We start from the raw sequence: 23996 nt of genomic DNA, 5'->3' as shown, positions 1-23996 counted from the left end.
AAAATAAAATGAAAGCGTTATAATGAAATCAGAAAAACAAAAATGTTTAGAAAGAAGGTACTCATATGATTAAATATAGTATCCGTGGTGAAAACCTAGAAGTAACAGAAGCAATTCGTGATTATGTAGTTTCTAAACTCGAAAAGATCGAAAAGTATTTTCAAGCTGAACAAGAGTTGGATGCTCGAGTCAACTTGAAGGTGTATCGTGAAAAAACGGCTAAAGTGGAGGTGACGATTCCGCTTGGCTCAATTACTCTTCGTGCAGAAGATGTGTCTCAAGATATGTATGGTTCAATTGACCTTGTAACCGATAAAATTGAACGTCAGATTCGTAAAAATAAAACAAAAATCGAGCGTAAAAATAAAAACAAGGTAGCAACTAGTCAATTATTTACAGATGCTTTGGTGGAAGATACAAATGTTGCCCAATCCAGAGTTGTTCGTTCAAAACAAATTGATTTAAAACCAATGGATTTGGAAGAAGCTATTCTACAGATGGATTTGTTGGGACATGATTTCTTTATCTATGTGGATGTTGAAGATCAGACAACCAATGTGATTTATCGTCGTGAAGATGGCGAGATTGGCTTGTTAGAAGTTAAAGAATCTTAATTTCAATATGTGTAAAGGAAGGTTTACTGAATTGTAAACCTCCTTTTTCTTATAATTGATAGAATTACTGATTACACTTTTAAAAAGTCGCTTTTTGGTGGTTATTATGGTATAATGGGTGCCAAGAGGTTTGGAATGAAAAAATTTTATGTAAGTCCTATTTTCCCCTTAATATTAGGAATAGTGGCGTTCGGAGTGCTATCTGTGCAACTTGTTTTTGTAACGAATACACTGGTAACGCTATTTCTTTTGCTACTTATTTTGGGTTCATATATTTTACTATTTATCCATCAGAGAGACTACTACTCAAAGAGTGAAGTAGAACAAATCCAGTATGTAAACCACCAAGCTGAAGATAGTTTGACAACCTTGTTAGAACAGATGCCTGTCGGAGTTATTAAACTAGACTTATCGTCAGGTGAAGTTGAATGGTTCAATCCTTACGCTGAATTGATTTTGACTAATGAAGTGGGCGAGATTGATGTTGCATTAATTCAAACAATTATAAAGGCTTCTGTGGGGAATCCAGGTTCTTATGCTACCTTGGGTGAGATCCGTTATTCGGTTCATATGGACAAGGTATCTGGAGTTCTTTATTTCTTTGATGTGTCTGGAGAATACGAAGCGACTGTTGAGTTAGTGACAAGTCGACCTGTGATTGGGATTGTTTCTGTTGACAACTATGATGATTTAGAAGATGAAACATCGGAGTCTGATATCAGTCATATCAATAGTTTTGTAGCCAATTTTGTTTCAGAATTTGCTGGTAAACATGCCATGTTCTCCCGTCGAGTAAGTATGGATCGCTTTTATCTATTTACGGACTACACGGTGCTTGAGGGATTGATGAACGATAAATTTTCTGTTATTGATTCTTTCAGAGAAGAGTCGAAACAGAGACAGTTGCCCTTGACCTTAAGTATGGGATTTTCTTATGGTGATGGAAATCATGATGAGATAGGGAAAGTTGCTTTGCTCAATTTGAACTTGGCTGAAGTGCGTGGTGGCGACCAAGTGGTTGTCAAGGAAAACGACGAAACGAAAAATCCAGTTTATTTTGGTGGTGGATCTGCTGCCTCAATCAAGCGTACACGTACACGTACGCGCGCTATGATGACAGCTATTTCAGATAAGATTCGTAGTGTGGATCAGGTTTTTGTAGTTGGTCACAAAAATCTAGATATGGATGCTCTTGGCTCTGCTGTAGGTATGCAGTTGTTTGCCAGCAATGTGACTGAAAATAGCTATGCTATTTATGACGAAGAACAAATGTCGCCGGATATTGAACGAGCTGTTTCATTCTTAGAAAAAGAAGGAGTTACAAAGTTGTTGTCTGTTAAGGATGCAATGGGGATGGTGACCAATCGTTCTTTGTTGATTCTTGTAGACCATTCAAAGACAGCTTTAACTTTATCAAAAGATTTTTATGATTTATTTACCCAAACCATCGTCATTGACCACCATCGAAGGGATCAGGATTTCCCAGACAATGCAGTTATCACTTATATCGAAAGTGGTGCAAGTAGTGCCAGTGAGTTGGTAACGGAATTGATTCAGTTCCAGAATTCTAAGAAAAATCGTTTGAGTCGTATGCAAGCAAGTGTCTTGATGGCTGGTATGATGTTGGATACTAAAAATTTCACATCACGAGTGACTAGTAGGACATTTGATGTTGCTAGCTATCTCAGAACGCGCGGAAGTGATAGTATTGCTATTCAGGAAATGGCTGCAACAGATTTTGAAGAATATCGTGAGGTCAATGAACTGATTTTACAGGGACGTAAATTAGGTTCAGATGTACTAATAGCAGAGGCTAAGGACTCGAAATGCTATGATACAGTTGTTATTAGTAAGGCAGCAGATGCCATGTTAGCTATGTCAGGTATTGAAGCGAGTTTTGTTCTTGCGAAGAATACACAAGGATTTATCTCTATCTCAGCTCGCAGTCGTAGTAAGCTGAATGTACAACGGATTATGGAAGAGCTGGGAGGTGGAGGCCACTTTAATTTGGCAGCAGCTCAAATTAAGGATTCAACCTTGTCAGAAGCAGGTGAAAAACTGACAGAAATTGTATTAAATGAAATAAAGGAAAAGGAGAAAGAAGAATGAAAGTAATCTTTTTAGCAGATGTTAAAGGAAAAGGTAAAAAAGGCGAAATTAAGGAAGTACCAACAGGGTATGCGCAAAACTTTCTTATCAAAAAGAATCTAGCCAAAGAAGCGACTGCTCAAGCTGTAGGTGAACTTCGTGGTAAACAAAAATCTGAAGAAAAAGCTCATGCTGAGATGATTGCAGAAGCAAAAGCAATTAAATCCCAACTAGAAGCAGAAGAAACTGTTGTAGAATTTGTTGAAAAAGTTGGTCCAGATGGCCGTACTTTTGGTTCTATTACCAATAAGAAAATTGCAGAAGAATTGCAAAAGCAATTTGGAATTAAGATTGATAAACGTCATATCCAAGTACAAGCTCCGATTCGAGCAGTTGGTTTGATTGATGTGCCAGTGAAAATCTATCAAGATATCACAAGTGTAATCAATCTTCGTGTGAAAGAAGGATAAATTTACACCTTCTTGACAAGATTGTAAAAGGAAGGGAAGTCTGATGGCAGAAGTAGAAGAGTTACGAGTACAACCTCAAGATATCTTAGCTGAGCAATCCGTTTTAGGGGCTATCTTTATTGATGAGAGTAAGCTTGTTTTTGTGCGAGAATATATTGAGTCTCGGGACTTTTTTAAGTATGCCCATCGTTTGATTTTCCAAGCTATGGTCGATTTATCCGATCGTGGCGATGCTATAGATGCAACAACGGTTCGTACCATTCTTGATAATCAAGGTGATTTACAGAATATTGGTGGCTTGTCTTACCTGGTTGAGATTGTCAATTCTGTTCCAACTTCTGCTAATGCGGAGTACTATGCTAAAATCGTTGCAGAGAAGGCCATGTTACGGCGATTAATCTCCAAGTTGACAGAGTCTGTCAATCAAGCTTACGAGGCTTCGCAACCAGCTGATGAAATCATTGCTCAGGCAGAAAAAGGCCTGATTGATGTCAGCGAAAATGCTAATCGAAGTGGATTTAAGAACATTCGAGATGTGTTGAATGTCAACTTTGGAAATCTGGAGGCTCGCTCTCAACAAACGACTGATATTACAGGTATTGCGACAGGCTATCGTGATTTGGATCATATGACTACTGGTCTTCATGAGGAGGAGTTAATTATCTTAGCAGCTCGTCCAGCGGTTGGTAAGACAGCCTTTGCCTTGAATATTGCTCAGAACATTGGGACTAAGTTGGACAAAACGGTTGCTATTTTTTCACTCGAAATGGGTGCGGAAAGTCTAGTGGATCGTATGTTGGCGGCAGAAGGTTTGGTGGAATCGCATTCTATCCGTACGGGTCAATTGACTGATGAGGAGTGGCAAAAATATACCATTGCTCAAGGGAATCTAGCCAATGCAAGTATCTATATCGATGATACGCCAGGAATTCGAATTACAGAGATTCGTTCTCGTTCTCGTAAACTGGCTCAAGAAACTGGAAATCTTGGATTGATTTTGATAGACTATTTGCAGCTTATCACGGGAACTGGGCGAGAAAACCGCCAACAAGAAGTTTCAGAAATTTCACGTCAGTTGAAAATCCTAGCCAAGGAACTGAAAGTTCCAGTAATCGCTCTAAGTCAGCTTTCTCGTGGTGTAGAACAACGTCAGGATAAGAGACCGGTCTTGTCTGATATTCGTGAATCTGGGTCTATTGAGCAGGATGCTGATATCGTAGCCTTTCTTTATCGCGACGATTACTATGAGCGTGGTGGTGAAGAAGAGGATGGCATACCGAATAATAAGGTAGAAGTTATTATCGAGAAAAACCGTAGTGGAGCTCGTGGAACGGTGGAATTAATTTTCCAAAAAGAATACAATAAATTTTCAAGTATCTCAAAGAGGGAGGCATAAGATGTCAGATGCATTTACAGATGTAGCCAAGATGAAAAAAATCAAAGAAGAAATCAAGGCACATGAGGGACAAGTCGTAGAAATGACTTTGGAGAATGGTCGTAAGCGCCAAAAAAATAGATTGGGTAAGCTAATTGAGGTTTATCCATCCCTATTTATCGTTGAATTTGGGAACGTTGAAGGAGATAAACAAGCTAATGTTTACGTTGAATCCTTTACTTACTCAGATATCCTTACAGAAAAGAATTTGATTCATTATCTTGACTAAAGTGAGAAATTTTCTCACTTTTTCTTTTTTTCTCCGAATAGTTTAAGTGAAGGTAATCTTCGATTTATATTATTTTTCAAGGAGGAAGAATGAAAAATTCACCATTTAAAGTAGCAGAGACAGGATTTTCTTTTAGAAAATCAGCTAAAAAAGTTGTTCCCTTTTTAGTAGTAGGATTGATGTTAGCAGCGGGTAATAGTGTATATGCCTATTCCGGAGGAAATGGATCGATTGCGCGTGGGGATGATTATCCTGCTCATTATAAAAATGGGAGCCAGGAGATTGATAAGTGGCGCATGTATTCTCGTCAATGTACTTCTTTTGCAGCCTTTCGTTTGAGTAATGTGAATGGTTTTGAGATTCCGGCTGCTTATGGGAATGCGAATGAATGGGGCTATCGGGCTCGTCGTGAAGGCTATCGTGTAGATAATAGACCAGCGATTGGCTCCATTGCTTGGTCTACTGCAGGAACTTATGGTCATGTTGCTTGGGTGTCAAATGTAATAGGAGATGAGATTGAGATTGAAGAATACAACTATGGAATAAGAGAATCTTACAATAAGCGCGTCGTGAAGGCCAATACCATGACTGGCTTTATTCATTTTAAAGATTTAGCTGGTGGCAGTGTTGGGAATAGTCAATCCTCACCTTCAACAGGAGGAACACATTTTTTCAAGTCTAAGGCTGCTATCAAAAATCAGCCTCTAGCTAGCGCAACTGCAATTGATTACTATTATCCTGGGGAGAATGTTCATTATGATCAAATTCTCGAAAAAGATGGGTACAAGTGGTTGAGTTATACGGCTTATAACGGAAGTCGTCGCTATATCCAGCTAGAGGGAGTAACCTCTTCACAGAATCAATCAGGGAATAGTTCTAACTATGGATCCAATAATGGATTGACTATTGGTTGGAAGAAAATAAATGGTAGTTGGTATCATTTCAAATCAAATGGGTCTAAATCAACAGGCTGGCTGAAAGATGGATCTAGTTGGTATTATTTGAAATCATCTGGTGAAATGCAAACAGGCTGGTTAAAGGAAAATGGTCTGTGGTATTATCTAGATAGTTCAGGAGCAATGAAAACAGGTTGGTATCAAGTCTCAGGTAAGTGGTATTATTCTTACTCTTCAGGTGAGCTAGCTGTTAATACTACAGTGGATGGCTACAGAGTAAACAGTGACGGAGAACGAGTATAGAAAATGGGAGTAGGAAAATTTCCTACTCTTTTCTGTAAGCAGTTTCCTTGACATTTTTTTTATTTTGCGCTATCATATGTCCATATAATATATGGGAGTCTGTGTACAGTCTGAGAGGAAGTGTTAAACTTCGACCGCACCTGATCTGGGTAATGCCAGCGTAGGGAACGATACTTAGTCTATTCTTGACCTTTTCCATATATGGTAAAGGTTTTTCTTTTTGTCAAAGGAAAACGAGAAGAGGAGGTTCTTATGAAAGCAAGCATTGCCTTGCAAGTTTTACCCCTATCACAGGGAATTGATCGGATTGCTGTTATTGATCAGGTCATTGCTTATCTGCAAGCTCAAGAAGTGACCATGGTAGTGACACCATTTGAAACAGTCTTGGAAGGGGAGTTTGATGAACTTATGCGCATTCTAAAAGAAGCGCTAGAAGTGGCAGGGCAGGAGGCAGAAAATGTCTTTGCCAATGTCAAAATAAATGTAGGAGAGATTTTAAGTATTGATGAGAAACTTGAAAAGTATACTGAGACGACACATTAGTCTATTGGGCTTTCTAGGAGTCTTGTCAATCTGGCAGTTAGCAGGTTTTCTTAAACTTCTCCCCAAGTTTATCCTTCCGACACCTCTTGAAATTCTCCAGTCCTTTGTTCGTGATAGAGAATTTCTCTGGCACCATAGCTGGGCGACCTTAAGAGTGGCTTTGCTGGGGTTGGTTCTGGGAGTTTTGATTGCCTGTCTCATGGCTGTGCTTATGGATAGTTTGACTTGGCTCAATGACCTGATTTACCCTATGATGGTGGTTGTTCAGACCATTCCGACCATTGCCATAGCTCCTATCCTGGTCTTGTGGCTCGGTTATGGGATTTTACCTAAGATTGTCTTGATTATCTTGACGACTACTTTTCCTATCATCGTTAGCATTTTGGACGGTTTTAGGCATTGTGACAAGGATATGCTGACCTTATTTAGTCTGATGCGGGCCAAACCTTGGCAAATCCTTTGGCATTTTAAAATCCCAGTCAGCCTGCCTTACTTTTATGCAGGTCTGAGGGTCAGTGTCTCCTACGCTTTTATCACAACAGTAGTATCTGAGTGGTTGGGAGGCTTTGAAGGACTAGGTGTCTACATGATTCAGTCCAAGAAATTGTTTCAGTATGATACCATGTTCGCTATTATTATTCTGGTATCGATTATCAGCCTTCTGGGTATGAAGTTGGTCGATATTAGTGAAAAATATGTTATTAAATGGAAACGTTCGTAGAATTAGAATGTTTCTGAAAAAGAAAAGAGGAAATTGAAATGAAGAAAACATGGAAAGTGTTTTTAACGCTTGTGACAGCTCTTGTAGCTGTTGTGCTTGTGGCTTGTGGTCAACGAACTGCTTCTAAGGACAACAAGGAGGCAGAACTCAAGAAGATTGACTTTATCCTAGACTGGACACCAAATACCAACCACACAGGGCTTTATGTTGCTAAGGAAAAAGGTTATTTCAAAGAAGCTGGAGTGGATGTTGACTTGAAATTGCCACCAGAAGAAAGTTCTTCTGATTTGGTTATTAACGGTAAGGCACCATTTGCAGTTTATTTCCAAGACTACATGGCTAAAAAATTGGAAAAAGGAGCAGGAATTACTGCCGTTGCAGCTATTGTTGAGCACAATACATCAGGAATCATCTCTCGTAAATCTGACAATGTAGCTAGTCCAAAGGACTTGGTTGGTAAGAAATACGGAACTTGGAATGATCCAACTGAACTTGCTATGTTGAAAACCTTGGTAGAATCACAAGGTGGAGACTTTGAAAAAGTTGAAAAAGTACCAAACAACGACTCAAACTCAATCACACCGATTGCCAATGGCGTCTTTGATACTGCTTGGATCTACTATGGATGGGATGGTATCCTTGCCAAATCTCAAGGTGTAGATGCTAACTTCTTGTACTTGAAAGACTATGTCAAGGAGTTTGACTACTACTCACCAGTTATCATCGCAAACAATGACTATTTGAAAGACAACAAAGAAGAAGCTCGTAAAGTCATTCAAGCTATCAAAAAAGGCTACCAATATGCTATGGAGCATCCAGAGGAAGCAGCTGATATCCTCATCAAGAATGCGCCTGAACTCAAGGAAAAACGTGACTTTGTCATCGAATCTCAAAAATACTTGTCAAAAGAATACGCAAGCGACAAGGAAAAATGGGGTCAATTTGATGCAGCTCGCTGGAATGCCTTCTACAAATGGGATAAAGAAAATGGTATCCTTAAAGAAGACTTGACAGACAAAGGATTCACCAACGAATTTGTGAAATAATGACAGAGATTAGACTAGAACAAGTCAGTTATGCCTATGGTCAGGAGAGGATTTTAGAGGATATCAACCTGCAGGTGACTTCAGGTGAAGTGGTTTCTATCTTAGGCCCAAGTGGTGTTGGTAAGACTACGCTTTTCAACTTAATTGCGGGTATTTTAGAAGTTCAGTCAGGGAGAATTGTCCTTGATGGTGAAGAAAATCCCCAGGGGCGCGTGAGTTATATGTTGCAAAAGGATCTGCTCTTGGAGCACAAGACCGTGCTTGGTAATATCATTCTGCCCCTCTTGATTCAAAAAGTGGATAAGGCGGAAGCCGTTGCCCGAGCGGATGACATCCTTGCGACCTTCCAGTTGACAGCTGTAAGAGATAAATACCCTCATGAACTCAGTGGTGGGATGCGCCAGCGTGTAGCCTTGCTCCGAACCTACCTTTTCGGGCACAAGCTCTTTCTCTTAGACGAGGCCTTCAGCGCCTTGGATGAGATGACTAAGATGGAACTCCACGCTTGGTACCTTGAGATTCACAAGCAGTTGCAGCTAACAACCTTGATCATTACGCATAGTATCGAGGAGGCCCTCAGTCTCAGCGACCGCATCTATATCTTGAAAAATCGACCTGGGCAGATTGTTTCAGAAATTAAACTAGATTGGTCTGAAGATGAGGACAAAGAAGTCCAAAAGATTGCCTATAAACGTCAAATTTTGGTAGAATTAGGCTTAGATAAGTAGAAAAATAGGGAGTTGGTGAAGATTATCCTTTACCAGCGCCCTTTTTCTTTTAAAAATGAGAAAATTTCGGTATAATAGTCAAAGATAGTCAAGGTTTAAAGAGAGAGGTGGGTTTGTAATGAGATTTAAAAATACATCGGATCATATTGAGGCCTACATCAAGGCGATTTTAGATCAATCTGGAATTGTGGAGTTGCAACGGAGTCAGTTGGCAGATACTTTTCAGGTTGTTCCTAGTCAGATTAACTATGTGATCAAGACACGCTTTACGGAAAGTAGAGGTTACTTGGTTGAAAGTAAGCGTGGTGGCGGAGGCTACATTCGCATAGGACGGATTGAGTTTTCTAGTCATCATGAAATGCTCCGCGATTTGCTTTACTCGATTGGTGAGCGGGTCAGTCAAGAAATTTATGAGGATATTCTGCAGCTTTTGGTTGAGCAGGAATTGATGACCAAGCAGGAGATGAATTTGCTGGTGGCAGTAGCTTTAGATCGCGTTCTAGGAGAAGAAGCTCCAGTTGTTCGTGCAAACATGCTACGACAGGTCATACAAGAGGTAGATAGAAAAGGGAAGTAAGATGAACTATTCAAAAGCATTGAATGAATGTATCGAAAGTGCCTACATGGTGGCTGGCCATTTTGGAGCTCGTTACCTAGAGTCTTGGCACTTGTTGATTGCCATGTCTAATCACAGTTATAGTGTGGCAGGGGCGACTTTAAATGATTATCCATATGAGATGGACCGTTTAGAAGAGGTCGCTTTGGAACTGACTGAAACGGACTATAGCCAGGATGAAACCTTTACGGAATTGCCGTTTTCTCATCGTTTGCAGGTCCTTTTTGACGAAGCAGAGTATGTAGCGTCAGTGGTCCATGCTAAGGTGCTAGGGACAGAGCATGTCCTCTATGCGATTTTGCATGATGGCAATGCCTTGGCGACTCGTATCTTGGAGAGAGCTGGTTTTTCTTATGAAGACAAGAAAGATCAGGTCAAGATTGCTGCCCTACGTCGAAATCTAGAAGAACGAGCAGGTTGGACTCGTGAAGATCTCAAGGCTTTACGCCAACGCCATCGTACAGTAGCTGATAAGCAAAATTCTATGGCTAATATGATGGGCATGCCCCAGACTCCAAGCGGTGGTCTCGAGGACTATACGCATGATTTGACAGAGCAAGCGCGTTCTGGCAAGTTAGAGCCAGTTATCGGTCGGGACAAGGAAATCTCGCGTATGATTCAAATTTTGAGTCGGAAGACTAAGAATAATCCTGTCTTGGTTGGGGATGCTGGTGTCGGAAAAACAGCTCTGGCGCTTGGACTTGCCCAGCGTATTGCTAGTGGGGACGTGCCTGCGGAAATGGCTAAGATGCGCGTGTTAGAGCTGGATTTGATGAATGTCGTTGCAGGGACACGCTTCCGTGGTGACTTTGAAGAGCGCATGAATAATATCATCAAGGATATTGAGGAAGATGGTCAAGTAATTCTCTTTATCGATGAACTCCACACTATCATGGGTTCTGGTAGTGGAATTGACTCAACTCTGGATGCGGCCAATATCTTGAAACCAGCCTTGGCGCGTGGAACTTTGAGAACGGTTGGTGCGACCACTCAGGAAGAATATCAAAAACACATCGAAAAAGATGCGGCCCTTTCTCGTCGTTTCGCGAAAGTGACGATTGAAGAGCCAAGCGTGGCCGACAGTATGATCATTTTACAGGGTTTGAAGGCGACTTATGAGAAACATCACCGTGTGCAAATCACAGATGAAGCAGTTGAAACAGCTGTCAAGATGGCTCATCGTTACTTGACTAGTCGTCACTTGCCAGACTCTGCTATTGATCTCTTGGATGAAGCAGCAGCAACAGTGCAAAATAAGGCTAAGCATGTAAAAGCAGACGATTCAGGTTTGAGTCCAGCTGACAAGGCCTTGATAGATGGTAAGTGGAAACAGGCAGCTCAGTTAATCGCAAAAGAAGAGGAAGTGCCTGTCTATAAAGACTTGGTGACAGAGTCTGATATTTTGACCACCTTGAGTCGCTTGTCAGGTATTCCAGTCCAAAAACTGACTCAGACTGATGCTAAGAAATACCTAAACTTGGAAGCTGAACTGCACAAACGTGTCATCGGTCAAGATCAAGCTGTTTCAAGTATTAGCCGTGCCATTCGCCGCAATCAGTCAGGGATTCGCAGTCACAAGCGTCCGATTGGTTCCTTTATGTTCCTAGGACCTACAGGTGTCGGTAAGACCGAATTGGCCAAGGCTCTAGCAGAAGTTCTTTTTGATGACGAATCAGCCCTTATCCGCTTTGATATGAGTGAGTATATGGAGAAATTTGCAGCCAGTCGTCTCAACGGAGCTCCTCCAGGCTATGTGGGGTATGAAGAAGGTGGGGAGTTGACCGAGAAGGTTCGCAACAAACCATACTCTGTTCTCCTCTTTGATGAGGTAGAAAAAGCCCACCCAGACATCTTTAATGTCCTCTTGCAGGTCTTGGATGATGGTGTCTTGACAGATAGCAAGGGGCGCAAGGTTGACTTTTCAAATACCATTATCATCATGACGTCAAATCTTGGTGCGACAGCCCTTCGGGATGACAAGACCGTCGGTTTTGGAGCTAAGGATATTCGTTTTGATCAGGAAAATATGGAAAAACGAATCTTTGAAGAGTTGAAAAAAACTTATCGACCAGAGTTTATCAACCGTATTGATGAAAAGGTGGTCTTCCACAGTTTGGATAGCGACCACATGCAGGAAATTGTCAAGATTATGGTTAAACCATTGATTGCTAGCCTGGCAGAGAAGGGCATCGACTTAAAACTACAAGCTTCGGCACTGAAGTTGCTAGCTAGTCACGGTTACAATCCAGAAATGGGAGCTCGTCCACTTCGCAGAACCCTACAAACAGAAGTGGAAGACAAGTTGGCAGAACTTCTTCTCAAGGGAGAATTAGAGGCAGGCAGCACACTTAAGATTGGTGTTAAAGCAGGCCAGTTAAAATTTGATATTGTATAAAAATGGAGAATCAGGAGTAATCTTGATTCTCTTTTTTGCTACTTTTTTATAAAAAATAATAAAAAACTATTGACAAAACAAAAATATAGTTTATAATAAAAACATAGATAATAAAAATATCAAAAACCATAAAAAGGTAATGCGTTTATGAAAAAGAAAACAGCAGTGGTATTTGGAACCTTTGCTCCACTTCATCAAGGACATATCGATTTGATTCAGCGTGCGAAGCGACAGTGTGACCAGGTCTGGGTTGTCGTTTCAGGCTATGAGGGAGACCGAGGAGAGCAGGTAGGCTTAACGCTTCAAAAAAGATTCCGCTATATCCGAGAGGCCTTTCGTGGTGACGAGTTGACCTTGGTTTGTAAGTTAGATGAAACCAATCTTCCTCGCTACCCTATGGGCTGGCAGGAGTGGTTGGACCAAATGTTAGCGGAGATTTCCTATGATGAAACCCAGCAAGAACTAATTTTCTTTGTGGGAGAAGCAGACTACCAGCAAGAATTATCAAATCGTGGTTTTGAGACCGTTTTGCAAGAAAGAAAGTTTGGAATCTCAGCGACTATGATTCGAGAAAATCCAAGCAAATATTGGAAAAACATCGCTCAGCCCTTCCGTCGTCAGTTTACAAAGAAAGTATTGATTATGGGGAGTGCCAGCAATGGGAAGACCACTCTGGCCAAGGATTTGGCAAGGTATTACGATGCACCCGTCAGTTTGGAATACGCACGTGAGTACCAGATTAAAAACAATGTCCGCGACGATGAATTGACTCCAAAAGATTACTATTATCTCCTGTTGGGGCAGTATGACCAGACCTCTAAGTTAATTGACAGTAATGCCAATAGGGGATTGGTGATAGCTGACACCAACTCCTTAGTAACTAAGGGCTACTATGATTATTACATGGAGACCGAGGACCAAGGGGACTTATCAGGAGAAACCTTTGATAATCTCTTTGTTTCGATCTTGGCTAAGGAAAAATGGGACTTGATTCTCTTTGTGCAACCGGTCGGCTCCTATGTCAATGACGGATTTAGAGATATGACTATGGCAGAAGACCATATTCGTCATAGTTTTTCCCAGCATTTGGACCATATGAGAGAGCGATATTTAACCACCATTCCACTAGTTTATCTAGCTGAGGATTACCTAGGCAATTATGAAGCAGCCAAAGTGGCTATTGATGCCATTTACCAAGCAGATTAGGAGAAAATTATGAAAAAACTAACTGAAAAAATCACACAATTTATCGAAAACTTTAAAAATGTTCATGCAGAAGCTCGTAAGATCGGTTTTGCAGGAATCATGCGCCTGCTCTGGAAGGATCTCTTTATGGGACGTAGTCTCTTCCAGTGGTTGTATCTCACCGTCCTGTCAAGTGTTCCCTTGATTTTAGAATTCACGCAAAATACAGAAAGTCATGACTGGATGAGCTTGTTTGCATCTTGGACTGGGATTGTCTGTGTTATCTTGGTAGCAGAAGGACGTGCAAGCAATTATCTCTTTGGGGCCATTAACTCTGCTATCTATTTGGTTTTGGCTATGAATGCGACTTTTTATGGTGAAGTTTTGACGACTGTTTACTTCTTTGTCATGCAGCCGATTGGTCTCTATGCTTGGCTGTCCAACCGTATCAATGACCAAGGAAAAGTAGAAGAATCTCACTTTGAATCTAAGAAATTATCTGTTTTTGACTGGCTCAAGTACTTAGCCTTGACTGCTATCATCTGGATTGGTATGGGCTTAGCTTACCAAAGTATCCATAGTGCTCGCCCTTTCCGTGATAGTGTTACCGATGCGACCAATGGTGTCGGCCAGCTCTTGATGACACGTCTCTATCGTGAGCAATGGATTTTCTGGATTGCAACCAATCTCTTTAGTATCTACCTCTGGTGGGGTGAAAATATCCATATTCAAGGGATGTACTGGGTTTACACACTCAATAGTCTAGTAGGTTGGTACCAATGGACCAAGGCAGTTCGTAAGGAGGCATAAAATGACGGACACGATGATTCCAGCAGGGATGACGGAAAAAGAATATTTTGAAATTCATGCCAGTCAGGAGGAGTTTTTGGATTGGTACTACAAGCAGGAACTTCCTCAATACGAAAAACCAAGTGTGACGGTGGATATGGTAGCCTACTGCTTTGTCGAAGGAAAGATCAAGCTCTTATTAATTCGTCGCAAGGCTCACCCTTATCAAAATTGTTTGGCTTTGGTTGGAGGATTTATGGACAAGGGCGAAGATGCTGCGCATGCCTGTCAGCGTGAGGTGAGAGAAGAAGTTAATCTCGATCTTCCTTTGGAAAAAATCGAGCAATTAATGACCGTATCGACCCCCGGCCGTGACCCCCGGGGCTGGACAGTGACCATTGCCCACTTGGTTTATCTGCCTAGTCGTGCATTAGAACTTGTTCAAGCAGGAGACGATGCTAAGGATGTGGTTTTTGTAGATGTCGATTTTCAGACAGGCAAGTGCTTCTTAAAGGGAGTGGAGTTGGAGGAACAAGCCTTCGCTTTTGACCATTATGCCATTATCCAAGAATCCATCAAACGAATCCAAGGGAGACTTGACTGGAATCCGACTTTCCTTTATCTGCTAGAGGAGGAGTTCACTGTCTACGAAGGGACTGAACTGGTCAATCTTATCAACCCCGGTCGCCCCATCGTCAGCAATAACTTTCTCGTAAAATACGGAGAATATGTAGAAGAAGTCGGACTCAAACGAGTGCCTAAAAAGAAACCAAGAAAAACCTATCGATTGAAATAAAAAACGAGGTCGGGAAAAGTTCCCGATCTCTTTATTTGCCTTTATTAGTTTGATTTGCTGTTGCGACTGTTTTAGGGATGGCTATCTTTCTTAGAATTACTCAACATGTGAGTAAAGAAGTCTTTGTATCTATACTTGAGATAGTTCTCATGTAAAAATAACAAAGCGATATAAACAATCAAAAAGATTGTAGTCAGATAGAAGATGTCAAATGCAGTTCGCGCATAGTAAGTTGCTGATTGATAAGAGCCAATAGCTCCCAAAATCAACCAAGGAAGATACTTGTAATACTTATTTAGCATAAGAATGCACCTCCTATATTCTATTTCAATGTTATTATATTTCTTTGTACTTAAAGATGCAAGCGATTACACAAAAACAAATTCAAATTTTTAATAGGAAAATCTCCTGTTTTTCTATTTTATTACGAATAGAAGAGTAGGAGGAGTAAATGTATCTAAAGTATTTAAGATTTTTAAAATAGTTTAGATAAATTGTTGACATATTTAAAACTGAATGTTACAATTATATTACAAAAAGATTTCTTTATATTTCTAAAATATTACAAAGGAGTAGAAAAATGAAAAAGAAAACCTATATCAAATTGATGGCAGCAACTGTATTGGCTTCTACCTTGCTATTAGGAGCTTGTGGAAATAAAAAGGAAACAACTCAAGCAAGCAGTTCTGCTAAGACAAGCCAGTCATCAAGTTCTAAAGCAACTTCTTCTAACAAAGAAAGCAAGACTCAGAAGTCCTCAAGTTCAGCTTCATCTGAAAAGACTAAGGCGTCTACTGATCAATCTTCAGCAACTGCAACGCCATCACAAGCGGCTCCTGCACCAGAGCAAAGACAAGGTCAAGAAGTGGCTAGTCAACAAACTCCTGCTCAGACTCCTTCAACTCAACAAGCTCCTCAAGCCCAATCTAACCAATCAAGCTATGATCCTACAACTGACCGCAAACTTCAAGACAAACAAGCAGAGCAAAATAAACGCTACAAGGGTGTTTTAACCATGGTAGATGGTGATTTCTCAGCTGCAGCGGGCAATTGGAAGGGAGCAAATGGCGAAACCATCACAGTTTCATCAGGTGGTCAATTTACAGTAGAATCTTCTGATGGAAAGAAAGAAAATTACTCTATCAAAGGCTATTCTTATACTCTTGATGATGGTAAGTATAATGCCAAAATTGGTGGAGGAAAAGTCATCCAAATTACAACAGGAGCGGATGGTAAGGTTTCCAGTGTTGCTTTGAGTCAATAATAAAATTTGGTGCTTTAACTTTTACTAGAAATCGTGCTGTAAAAGAGTGAGCCAACTGTTTTTCACTTAGTTTCTCCAAGAGAAAGTGGTATAATAAAAAAATCAAAGGAAAACGAGTGATAATACATGGCGGATAAATTAATATTACCTCAAAACACACGACTAATGGGAGTATTTCTTGGATTTGTAGGTGGTTCTTTGGATGTGTTTTGCCATATTCAATACCATAGTTTGGTAGCGACACAGACAGGGAATATTCTCCTACTTATATCTGATTGGCACGACTCAAATGTCATCAATACGATGCTGCGATTCTGCTCAATTATCTTCTTTTCTCTAGGATTTCTGTTTGCCCTACACATGAAAGAATACCGCAAAACGGCCTACTGGCGGGTTAAGATGTTGCTTCCTTTATTTATTGGGACACTTATTTTGCCTTTCTTTTCACGATCTCCTCTATTAGAAGTTCCTTTCATCGCTTTGGGAACAGGAATGATGATGCTAACATTTACGGGTAGCTTGATTGAAGATCATCCCTATGTCATTTTTATGACGTCTGGAAATTACCGAAAGATGTTGACCGCTTTGTATCGCATTGCTAGAAGAGAAGGAAATATCCAAGAATACCGTCGTCAAGCCTTAAATTATGGGATTGTTGTGGGAAGTTTCATAGTGGGGGCAATCAGCTTGGCTGTATTGATGCATTTTCTTCATGAATGGTCTGTTTGGATTATCAGCCTCAATTTGTTTTTGATTATGTCCTACTATATAGCTAGAGTGAAGCAATTAGATTTACAAGATGAAAACATATAAAAAACGACAAGACTCATTTTTGAGCTTTGTCGTTTTTGTGAGTTGTAGATGTGAGACTATGCTTTATCCAATTGCAAGAGAGCCTCAATCTCTGCCAGGGTGCTAGCTTGTGAAATGGCTCCACGGAGTTTGGCAGCGCCAGATGTTCCACGGAGGTAGTGAGGAGCGAGGCCACGGAATTCACGAACTGCTACGTTTTCCCCTTTGAGGTTAATCAAGCGTTTCAAATGTTCGTAGGCGATTTTCATCTTGTCTTCAAAGGTCAAATCAGGTAGAATTTCTCCTGTTTCAAAGTAATGGTTGATTTGGTTGAAGAGGTAAGGATTTCCCATAGCAGCGCGGCCAATCATGACTGCGTCAGCACCGACTTCTTCGATGCGTTGTTTGGCTTCTTGAACTGTACGGATGTCACCGTTGGCGATAAATGGAATCTTGGTCAAAGCTTGAGCGACCTTGTGAAGGGTCTCAAGGTCTGCATGACCTGTATACATTTGTTCGCGGGTACGGCCATGCATAGCAAGAGCAGAAACACCTGCAGCTTCAGCAGCGAGGGCATTTTCTACTGCAAGAGACGGATCGGCCCAGCCGGTACGCATTTTGACAGTAAGGGGGATATCAAGGACAGACTGGACCTTGTTGATGATAGAGTAAATCTTATCGGGGTCCTTGAGCCACATAGCGCCAGCTTCGTTCTTCACGATTTTGTTAACTGGGCAGCCCATGTTGATATCCACGATATCGGTTTTGGTGTTTTCTTGGATGAATTCTGCTGCGCGTGCTAGGCTGTCTTCATCACTACCAAATAGTTGGATAGAGACAGGGTTTTCGCCTTCATCGATATGAAGCATGTGCAGGGTTTTTTCGTTGTTGTATTGGATTCCCTTGTCAGAGACCATTTCCATGACAACGAGTCCAGCTCCGAGCTCTTTTGCAATAGTACGAAAGGCTGAGTTGGTCACGCCAGCCATAGGTGCTAAAACGGTACGATTGGGAATCTCAACATTGCCAATCATAAAAGGTGTGTTAAGATTTGTCACGAATGAGTTCCTCCAGGTCGTTTTCATCAAAGTTGTAAGTCGTTTGGCAGAATTGACAAGTGATTTCTGCCCCATGGTCTTCCTCTTTCATTTCCTGTAAGTCTGAGCTTGGAAGGCTAGAAAGAGCGTTCATAAAACGTTCATGGCTACAGTCACATTGGAAACGGATTTCTTCTTCAGAAAGACGCTTGTAGGCCTCGTCACCGTAGATAGCCTTGAGGAGGGCTTCGATATGGTCGTCGCTTTCCAGAAGGGTTGAGATAGCTGGCATTTCTTGGATGCGTTTTTCAAAGCGAGCAATCTCTTCTTCCTTAGCTCCTGGCAAGACTTGAACTAGGAAACCACCTGCAACCTTGACCTTGTCTTCTTCGTCTAAAAGGACATTGAGGCCGACTGCTGAAGGGGTTTGTTGGCTTTCGGTCAGGTAAAAGGCCAGGTCTTCACCGATTTCCCCAGAGATGAGGGGAGTCATAGAGTTGTAAGGATTTCCAGTACCGTAGTCTGTGATAACGAGGAATTGACCATTTCCAACAAAAGGTCCAACTAGGACTTCACCAGTTGCAGTCTTTTTGATGTCAACACCAGGATTTTGAACGTAGCCTTTGACGTTCCCCTTGGTATCAGCAACGGTGATAATGGCTCCTAGAGAGCTAGATCCCAGTACCTTCACTGTTAGTTTGGTATTTCCTTTTTCATTGGCTGCGAGAATCTGGCTAGCGATAAGAGTTCGACCAAGCGCTACAGTTGAGCTAGCTTGGGTTTGGTGTTTTTCTTGAGCAGTGCGGACGGTTTCTGTGCTATCAAGGACAAAAGCACGAAAGGCTCCGCTTTCTGATATTGTTTTAATAATTTTATCCATAGCTACTATTTTAGCATAAAAATGCCCAAAGGGGGAGCCGTGTGTTTGCTGATTTTTAGGATAATGGACCAGGAAATCAGCATGAAAATAAAAAGAGAAACAGATTATTTCAGCATTTGTAAGATTTATGCTATGCTTAAGGTAGAAAATGAAAGGGGTAACAAATGTATTTAGGAGATTTGATGGAAAAGGCCGAATCTGGCCAATTTTCAATCCTTTCCTTTCTATTACAAGAGTCTCAGACGACCGTCAAGGCTGTAATGGAGGAAACAGGATTTTCAAAAGCAACTCTAACCAAATATGTCACCCTGCTCAATGACAAGGCTTTGGACAGTGGCTTAGAGCTGACTATCTCCTTAGAAGATGAAAATCTGCGTCTGTCAATCGGTGCAGCTACCAAGGGGAGAGATATTCGGAGCTTGTTTTTGGAGAATGCTGTTAAATACCAGATTCTTGTTTATCTTCTCTACCACCAACAGTTTTTAGCCCATCAGCTGGCTCAAGAATTGATGATTAGTGAGGCTACGCTTGGTCGCCACTTAGCTAGTTTGAATCAGATTTTGTCAGAATTTGACTTATCTATCCAAAATGGACGTTGGCGAGGTCCAGAGCATCAGATTCGCTATTTCTATTTCTGTCTTTTCCGGAAGGTCTGGTCCAGTCAGGAATGGGAAGGTCACATGCAGAAACCAGAGAGAAAACAGGAGATTGCCACTTTAGAAGAAATCTGCGGTGCAAGTTTGTCTTCGGGTCAGAAATTGGACTTGGTTCTCTGGGCTCATATCAGTCAACAGCGTCTTCGGGTTAATGCTTGTCAGTTCCAAGTGATAGAAGAGAAAATGCGAGGGTATTTTGACAATATTTTCTACCTTCGTTTGCTGAGAAAGGCTCCGTCCTTTTTTGCTGGACAACACCTTCCTCTAGGAACTGAGGATGGGGAGATGATGATTTTCTTCTCTTTCCTCCTATCTCATCGCATTCTTCCTCTTCATACTATGGAATATATCCTTGGTTTTGGAGGGCAGTTGGCAGATTTGCTGACACAGTTGATTCAAGAAATGAAGAAGGAGGAGTTGCTGGGTGATTATACAGAGGATCACGTTACCTATGAACTCAGTCAGCTTTGTGCTCAAGTCTATCTCTATAAGGGCTATATTTTACAGGACCGCTACAAGTACCAGTTGGAGAATCGTCATCCTTATTTGCTGATGGAACATGATTTTAGGGGGACGGCAGAGGAGATTTTTCATGCTCTACCTGCCTTTCAGCAGGGGACGGATTTGGATAAGAAAATTCTCTGGGAATGGCTTCAGTTGATGGAATATATGGCTGAAAATGGTGGTCAGCATATGCGGATTGGTCTGGATTTGACATCTGGTTTTCTTGTCTTTTCAAGGATGGCAGCCATTTTGAAACGGTATTTGGAATACAATCGTTTTATTACCATTGAACCCTATGACCGAACTCGGCATTATGATTTGCTGGTTACCAATAACCCGATTCATAAGAAGGAACAGACACCAGTTTATTATTTAAAAAATGACTTGGATATGGAAGATTTGGCGGCGATTCGTCAGTTATTATTCACTTAAAAGGCTTGGTTGTTCCAGGCCTTTTTTGTGAAATTCACACAATCTCCTCACATTTTTTAAAAAATTAAAAAAAGTTGATAAACAAGAAAGCGCTTTATTTTGTATACTAGTAAGTGTAAAGAGGAAACATCCTCAAGATCTTTATCAGGAGGACAGCACATGTCACAAGAAAAATACATCATGGCCATTGACCAGGGGACTACAAGCTCTCGTGCCATTATTTTCAACAAAAAAGGAGAAAAGGTCAGCTCGAGTCAAAAAGAGTTTACCCAGATTTTCCCTCAGGCAGGTTGGGTAGAGCACAATGCCAATGAAATTTGGAACTCAGTCCAGTCAGTTATTGCGGGTGCTTTCATCGAAAGTGGTGTCAAGCCAAGTCAAATTGAAGCAATCGGGATCACCAACCAGCGTGAAACAACTGTTGTCTGGGATAAGAAAACAGGGCTCCCTATCTACAACGCTATCGTTTGGCAATCACGTCAGACAGCACCTTTGGCTGAGCAACTAAAAAGCCAAGGTTATGTGGAAAAATTCCATGAAAAGACTGGTTTGATCATCGATGCTTACTTCTCTGCGACCAAGGTTCGTTGGATTTTGGATCATGTAGAAGGCGCTCAAGAGCGAGCAGAAAAAGGGGAATTGCTCTTTGGTACTATCGATACTTGGTTGGTTTGGAAATTGACTGACGGTGCGGCTCACGTGACTGACTACTCAAACGCAGCTCGTACCATGCTTTATAACATTAAAGAACTCAAATGGGATGATGAGATTTTAGAAATCCTCAATATTCCTAAAGCAATGTTGCCTGAAGTTCGTTCTAACTCTGAAATCTACGGTAAGACAGTTCCATTCCATTTCTACGGTGGAGAAGTGCCAATCTCAGGTATGGCTGGGGACCAACAGGCAGCCCTCTTTGGACAGTTGGCCTTTGAACCTGGTATGGTTAAAAATACTTATGGAACAGGTTCTTTCATCATCATGAATACTGGTGAAGAGATGCAGTTGTCTGAGAACAATCTCTTGACAACCATTGGCTACGGAATTAACGGCAAGGTTTACTATGCCTTAGAAGGTTCTATCTTCATCGCAGGAAGTGCCATTCAGTGGCTTCGTGACGGTCTTCGCATGGTCGAAAATTCACCAGAATCTGAAAAATACGCTCGTGATTCTCACAACAACGATGAAGTTTATGTCGTTCCAGCCTTTACAGGTCTAGGTGCTCCATACTGGAACCAAAACGCTCGCGGTTCTGTCTTTGGCTTAACTCGTGGAACAACTAAAGAAGACTTTATCAAGGCGACTTTGCAATCTATCGCTTATCAAGTGCGTGACATCATCGACACCATGCAAGTGGATGCTCAGACAGCTATCCAAGTCTTGAAAGTAGACGGTGGTGCAGCTATGAACAATTTCCTCATGCAGTTCCAAGCTGACATTTTGGGAATCGATATCGCACGCGCTAAAAACTTGGAAACAACAGCTTTGGGGGCAGCCTTCCTAGCAGGTTTGTCAGTGGGCTATTGGAAGGACTTGGATGAGTTGAAACTCTTGAATGAGACAGGAGAACTCTTTGAACCATCTATGAATGAATCTCGCAAGGAACAACTCTACAAGGGCTGGAAGAAAGCTGTGAAAGCAACCCAAGTCTTTGCGGAAGTAGACGACTAATACTGGAAGAATAAAGCGACTTAGTTAGAAAGTGTGTAAATATGGAATTTTCAAAGAAAACACGTGAATTATCAATTCAAAAAATGCAGGAACGTACCTTGGACCTCTTGATTATCGGTGGAGGAATCACCGGTGCTGGTGTAGCTTTGCAGGCGGCAGCTAGCGGTCTTGAGACTGGTTTGATTGAAATGCAGGACTTCGCAGAAGGAACATCCAGCCGTTCAACTAAATTGGTTCACGGAGGTCTTCGTTACCTCAAACAATTCGACGTAGAAGTGGTATCAGATACGGTTTCTGAACGTGCTGTGGTTCAACAAATCGCTCCACATATTCCAAAACCAGATCCAATGCTCTTGCCAGTTTACGATGAAGATGGAGCGACCTTTAGCCTCTTCCGTCTGAAAGTAGCTATGGACTTGTACGACCTCTTGGCAGGAGTTAACAACACCCCAGCTGCTAACAAGGTCTTGAGCAAGGAAGAAGTTTTGGAACGCCAGCCAAACTTGAAGAAAGAAGGCTTGGTAGGAGGTGGGGTTTACCTTGACTTCCGTAACAACGATGCACGTCTCGTGATTGAAAACATCAAACGTGCCAACCAAGACGGTGCCCTCATTGCTAACCACGTGAAGGCAGAAGGTTTCCTATTTGACGAAAGTGGCAAGATTACAGGTGTGGTAGCTCGTGATTTGTTGACAGACCAAGTCTTTGAAATCAAGGCCCGTCTGGTGATTAACACAACAGGTCCTTGGAGCGACAAGGTGCGCAATTTGTCTAATAAGGGAACCCAATTCTCACAAATGCGTCCAACTAAGGGAGTTCATCTAGTCGTGGATTCAAGCAAAATCAAGGTTTCACAGCCAGTTTACTTTGACACAGGTTTGGGTGACGGCCGTATGGTCTTTGTTCTCCCACGTGAAAACAAGACTTACTTCGGTACAACTGATACAGACTACACAGGTGATTTGGAACATCCAAAAGTAACTCAAGAAGATGTAGATTACCTACTTGGCATTGTCAACAACCGCTTCCCAGAAGCCAACATCACCATTGATGATATCGAAAGCAGCTGGGCAGGTCTTCGTCCATTGATCGCAGGCAATAGCGCTTCTGACTACAATGGAGGAAATAACGGAACCATCAGTGATGAAAGCTTTAACAACTTGATTGCGACTGTTGAATCTTATCTCTCTAAAGAAAAAACGCGTGAAGATGTTGAGGCTGCTGTCAGCAAGCTTGAAAGTAGCACATCTGAGAAACATTTGGACCCATCTGCAGTTTCACGTGGTTCGAGCTTGGACCGAGATGATAATGGTCTCTTGACCCTTGCTGGTGGTAAAATCACAGACTACCGTAAGATGGCTGAAGGAGCTATGGAGCGCGTGGTTGACATCCTCAAAGCAGAATTTGACCGTAGCTTTAAACTGATCAATTCTAAGACTTACCCTGTTTCAGGTGGGGAATTGAACCCAGCAAATGTGGACTCAGAAATCGAAGCCTTTGCGCAACTTGGAGTGTCACGTGGTTTGGATAGCAAGGAAGCTCATTACCTAGCAAATCTCTACGGTTCAAATGCACCGAAAGTCTTTGCTCTTGCTCATAGTTTGGAACAAGCGCCAGGACTCAGTTTGGCAGACACTTTGTCACTTCACTATGCAATGCGCAATGAGTTGGCTCTTAGCCCAGTTGACTTCCTTCTTCGTCGTACCAACCACATGCTCTTTATGCGTGATAGTTTGGATAGCATCGTTGAGCCAGTTTTGGATGAAATGGGACGATTCTATGACTGGACAGAAGAAGAAAAAGCAGGCTACCGTGCGGATGTCGAAGCGGCTCTCGCTAACAACGATTTAGCAGAATTAAAAAATTAAGAAAAAATAAAAGAGGCGGAGGGCAGGACTCCTAGTCTACC

Annotated in this window: 23 protein-coding genes and 1 riboswitch; of the genes, 20 read left to right on the top strand and 3 right to left on the bottom strand. The window is 41.6% G+C overall.

Features of this window, described 5'->3' with window-relative positions:
• Positions 1 to 65: 65 nt before the first annotated feature.
• The 15 genes from hpf to SM12261_RS09160 all read left to right on the top strand — a co-directional run bounded on the left by hpf (position 66) and on the right by SM12261_RS09160 (position 14854).
• Positions 66 to 614, top strand: a complete 549-nt coding sequence (gene hpf, locus SM12261_RS09230; RefSeq protein WP_000599102.1) for a ribosome hibernation-promoting factor, HPF/YfiA family — start codon at positions 66 to 68, stop codon at positions 612 to 614.
• A 135-nt stretch (positions 615 to 749) separates the two neighbouring features.
• Positions 750 to 2723 carry a DHH family phosphoesterase gene (locus SM12261_RS09225; RefSeq protein ID WP_000715136.1) on the top strand — a complete coding sequence of 658 codons (1974 nt, stop codon included), beginning with the start codon at positions 750 to 752 and terminating at the stop codon, positions 2721 to 2723.
• Positions 2720 to 3172 carry a 50S ribosomal protein L9 gene (rplI, locus tag SM12261_RS09220; RefSeq protein WP_000864218.1) on the top strand — a complete coding sequence of 151 codons (453 nt, stop codon included), beginning with the start codon at positions 2720 to 2722 and terminating at the stop codon, positions 3170 to 3172. Before SM12261_RS09225 ends, rplI begins: the two co-directional genes overlap by 4 nt.
• A 43-nt stretch (positions 3173 to 3215) precedes the next feature.
• A complete protein-coding gene (gene dnaB, locus SM12261_RS09215) occupies positions 3216 to 4568 on the top strand; it encodes a replicative DNA helicase (RefSeq protein WP_000852498.1) in 1353 nt (450 codons plus the stop codon).
• 1 nt (position 4569) lies between these two features.
• The gene (locus SM12261_RS09210) at positions 4570 to 4836 is read left to right on the top strand and encodes a Veg family protein (RefSeq protein ID WP_001278169.1); all 267 of its coding nucleotides are present in this window, start codon (positions 4570 to 4572) and stop codon (positions 4834 to 4836) included.
• 89 nt (positions 4837 to 4925) lie between these two features.
• Entirely contained in the window at positions 4926 to 6035 is a 1110-nt protein-coding gene (cbpD, locus tag SM12261_RS09205) for a choline binding-anchored murein hydrolase CbpD (RefSeq protein WP_000798432.1), read from the top strand.
• 81 nt (positions 6036 to 6116) lie between these two features.
• Positions 6117 to 6219: riboswitch (TPP riboswitch) on the top strand.
• A gap of 68 nt (positions 6220 to 6287) precedes the next feature.
• On the top strand, positions 6288 to 6578 hold the full coding sequence (locus tag SM12261_RS09200) for a thiamine-binding protein (RefSeq protein ID WP_000647684.1): 291 nt from the start codon (positions 6288 to 6290) through the stop codon (positions 6576 to 6578).
• Positions 6541 to 7299 carry an ABC transporter permease gene (locus SM12261_RS09195; protein ID WP_161969982.1) on the top strand — a complete coding sequence of 253 codons (759 nt, stop codon included), beginning with the start codon at positions 6541 to 6543 and terminating at the stop codon, positions 7297 to 7299. Before SM12261_RS09200 ends, SM12261_RS09195 begins: the two co-directional genes overlap by 38 nt.
• Positions 7300 to 7337: 38 nt before the next feature.
• Entirely contained in the window at positions 7338 to 8345 is a 1008-nt protein-coding gene (locus tag SM12261_RS09190) for an ABC transporter substrate-binding protein (RefSeq protein ID WP_000754556.1), read from the top strand.
• Positions 8345 to 9073, top strand: coding sequence for an ABC transporter ATP-binding protein (locus SM12261_RS09185; protein WP_000136238.1), 729 nt, complete (start codon positions 8345 to 8347; stop codon positions 9071 to 9073). The genes SM12261_RS09190 and SM12261_RS09185 overlap by 1 nt, the downstream gene beginning before the upstream one ends.
• 118 nt (positions 9074 to 9191) lie before the next feature.
• Entirely contained in the window at positions 9192 to 9650 is a 459-nt protein-coding gene (locus SM12261_RS09180) for a CtsR family transcriptional regulator (protein ID WP_001211265.1), read from the top strand.
• A 1-nt stretch (position 9651) separates the two neighbouring features.
• Positions 9652 to 12084 (top strand): ATP-dependent Clp protease ATP-binding subunit, encoded by a 2433-nt coding sequence (locus tag SM12261_RS09175; protein WP_001109666.1) that lies wholly within the window; start codon positions 9652 to 9654, stop codon positions 12082 to 12084.
• A 147-nt stretch (positions 12085 to 12231) separates the two neighbouring features.
• Positions 12232 to 13290, top strand: a complete 1059-nt coding sequence (locus SM12261_RS09170) for an AAA family ATPase (RefSeq protein ID WP_000730574.1) — start codon at positions 12232 to 12234, stop codon at positions 13288 to 13290.
• A 9-nt stretch (positions 13291 to 13299) separates the two neighbouring features.
• Positions 13300 to 14079, top strand: a complete 780-nt coding sequence (pnuC, locus tag SM12261_RS09165) for a nicotinamide riboside transporter PnuC (RefSeq protein ID WP_000736875.1) — start codon at positions 13300 to 13302, stop codon at positions 14077 to 14079.
• Between the two features lies 1 nt (position 14080).
• Positions 14081 to 14854 carry an NUDIX domain-containing protein gene (locus SM12261_RS09160; protein WP_000132693.1) on the top strand — a complete coding sequence of 258 codons (774 nt, stop codon included), beginning with the start codon at positions 14081 to 14083 and terminating at the stop codon, positions 14852 to 14854.
• 71 nt (positions 14855 to 14925) lie between these two features.
• On the opposite strand, the gene SM12261_RS09155 is transcribed toward SM12261_RS09160, so the two are convergent.
• Positions 14926 to 15156: a hypothetical protein gene (locus SM12261_RS09155; RefSeq protein WP_000933124.1), complete on the bottom strand. Its 231-nt coding sequence runs from the start codon at positions 15154 to 15156 to the stop codon at positions 14926 to 14928.
• A gap of 278 nt (positions 15157 to 15434) precedes the next feature.
• Between SM12261_RS09155 and SM12261_RS09150 the strand changes: the two genes are divergently transcribed.
• Positions 15435 to 16118 (top strand): hypothetical protein, encoded by a 684-nt coding sequence (locus SM12261_RS09150; RefSeq protein ID WP_000730894.1) that lies wholly within the window; start codon positions 15435 to 15437, stop codon positions 16116 to 16118.
• 126 nt (positions 16119 to 16244) lie between these two features.
• The gene (locus SM12261_RS09145; RefSeq protein ID WP_000764010.1) at positions 16245 to 16931 is read left to right on the top strand and encodes a DUF1275 family protein; all 687 of its coding nucleotides are present in this window, start codon (positions 16245 to 16247) and stop codon (positions 16929 to 16931) included.
• A 56-nt stretch (positions 16932 to 16987) separates the two neighbouring features.
• On the opposite strand, the gene dusB is transcribed toward SM12261_RS09145, so the two are convergent.
• Both dusB and hslO read right to left on the bottom strand, forming a co-directional pair.
• Positions 16988 to 17968, bottom strand: a complete 981-nt coding sequence (dusB, locus tag SM12261_RS09140) for a tRNA dihydrouridine synthase DusB (protein WP_000183308.1) — start codon at positions 17966 to 17968, stop codon at positions 16988 to 16990.
• Entirely contained in the window at positions 17955 to 18827 is an 873-nt protein-coding gene (hslO, locus tag SM12261_RS09135; RefSeq protein WP_000357853.1) for an Hsp33 family molecular chaperone HslO, read from the bottom strand. The genes dusB and hslO overlap by 14 nt, the downstream gene beginning before the upstream one ends.
• A 164-nt stretch (positions 18828 to 18991) precedes the next feature.
• On the opposite strand from hslO, the gene SM12261_RS09130 reads away from it, so the two are divergent.
• The 3 genes from SM12261_RS09130 (at position 18992) to glpO (ending at position 23955) form a co-directional block, all read left to right on the top strand.
• Positions 18992 to 20419: an AcpB/EbpR/MafR family transcriptional regulator gene (locus SM12261_RS09130; RefSeq protein WP_033687808.1), complete on the top strand. Its 1428-nt coding sequence runs from the start codon at positions 18992 to 18994 to the stop codon at positions 20417 to 20419.
• A 159-nt stretch (positions 20420 to 20578) separates the two neighbouring features.
• Positions 20579 to 22087, top strand: coding sequence for a glycerol kinase GlpK (glpK, locus tag SM12261_RS09125; protein WP_000076798.1), 1509 nt, complete (start codon positions 20579 to 20581; stop codon positions 22085 to 22087).
• Between the two features lie 41 nt (positions 22088 to 22128).
• Positions 22129 to 23955, top strand: a complete 1827-nt coding sequence (glpO, locus tag SM12261_RS09120) for a type 1 glycerol-3-phosphate oxidase (RefSeq protein ID WP_000395967.1) — start codon at positions 22129 to 22131, stop codon at positions 23953 to 23955.
• The last annotated feature ends 41 nt before the right edge of the window (positions 23956 to 23996 follow it).

The organism is Streptococcus mitis NCTC 12261 (assembly GCF_000148585.2).
Taxonomy (GTDB): Bacteria; Bacillota; Bacilli; order Lactobacillales; family Streptococcaceae; genus Streptococcus; species Streptococcus mitis.
The sequence above is the reverse complement of the archived record's forward strand: the minus strand, read 5'-3'. Positions and strand labels throughout refer to the sequence as shown.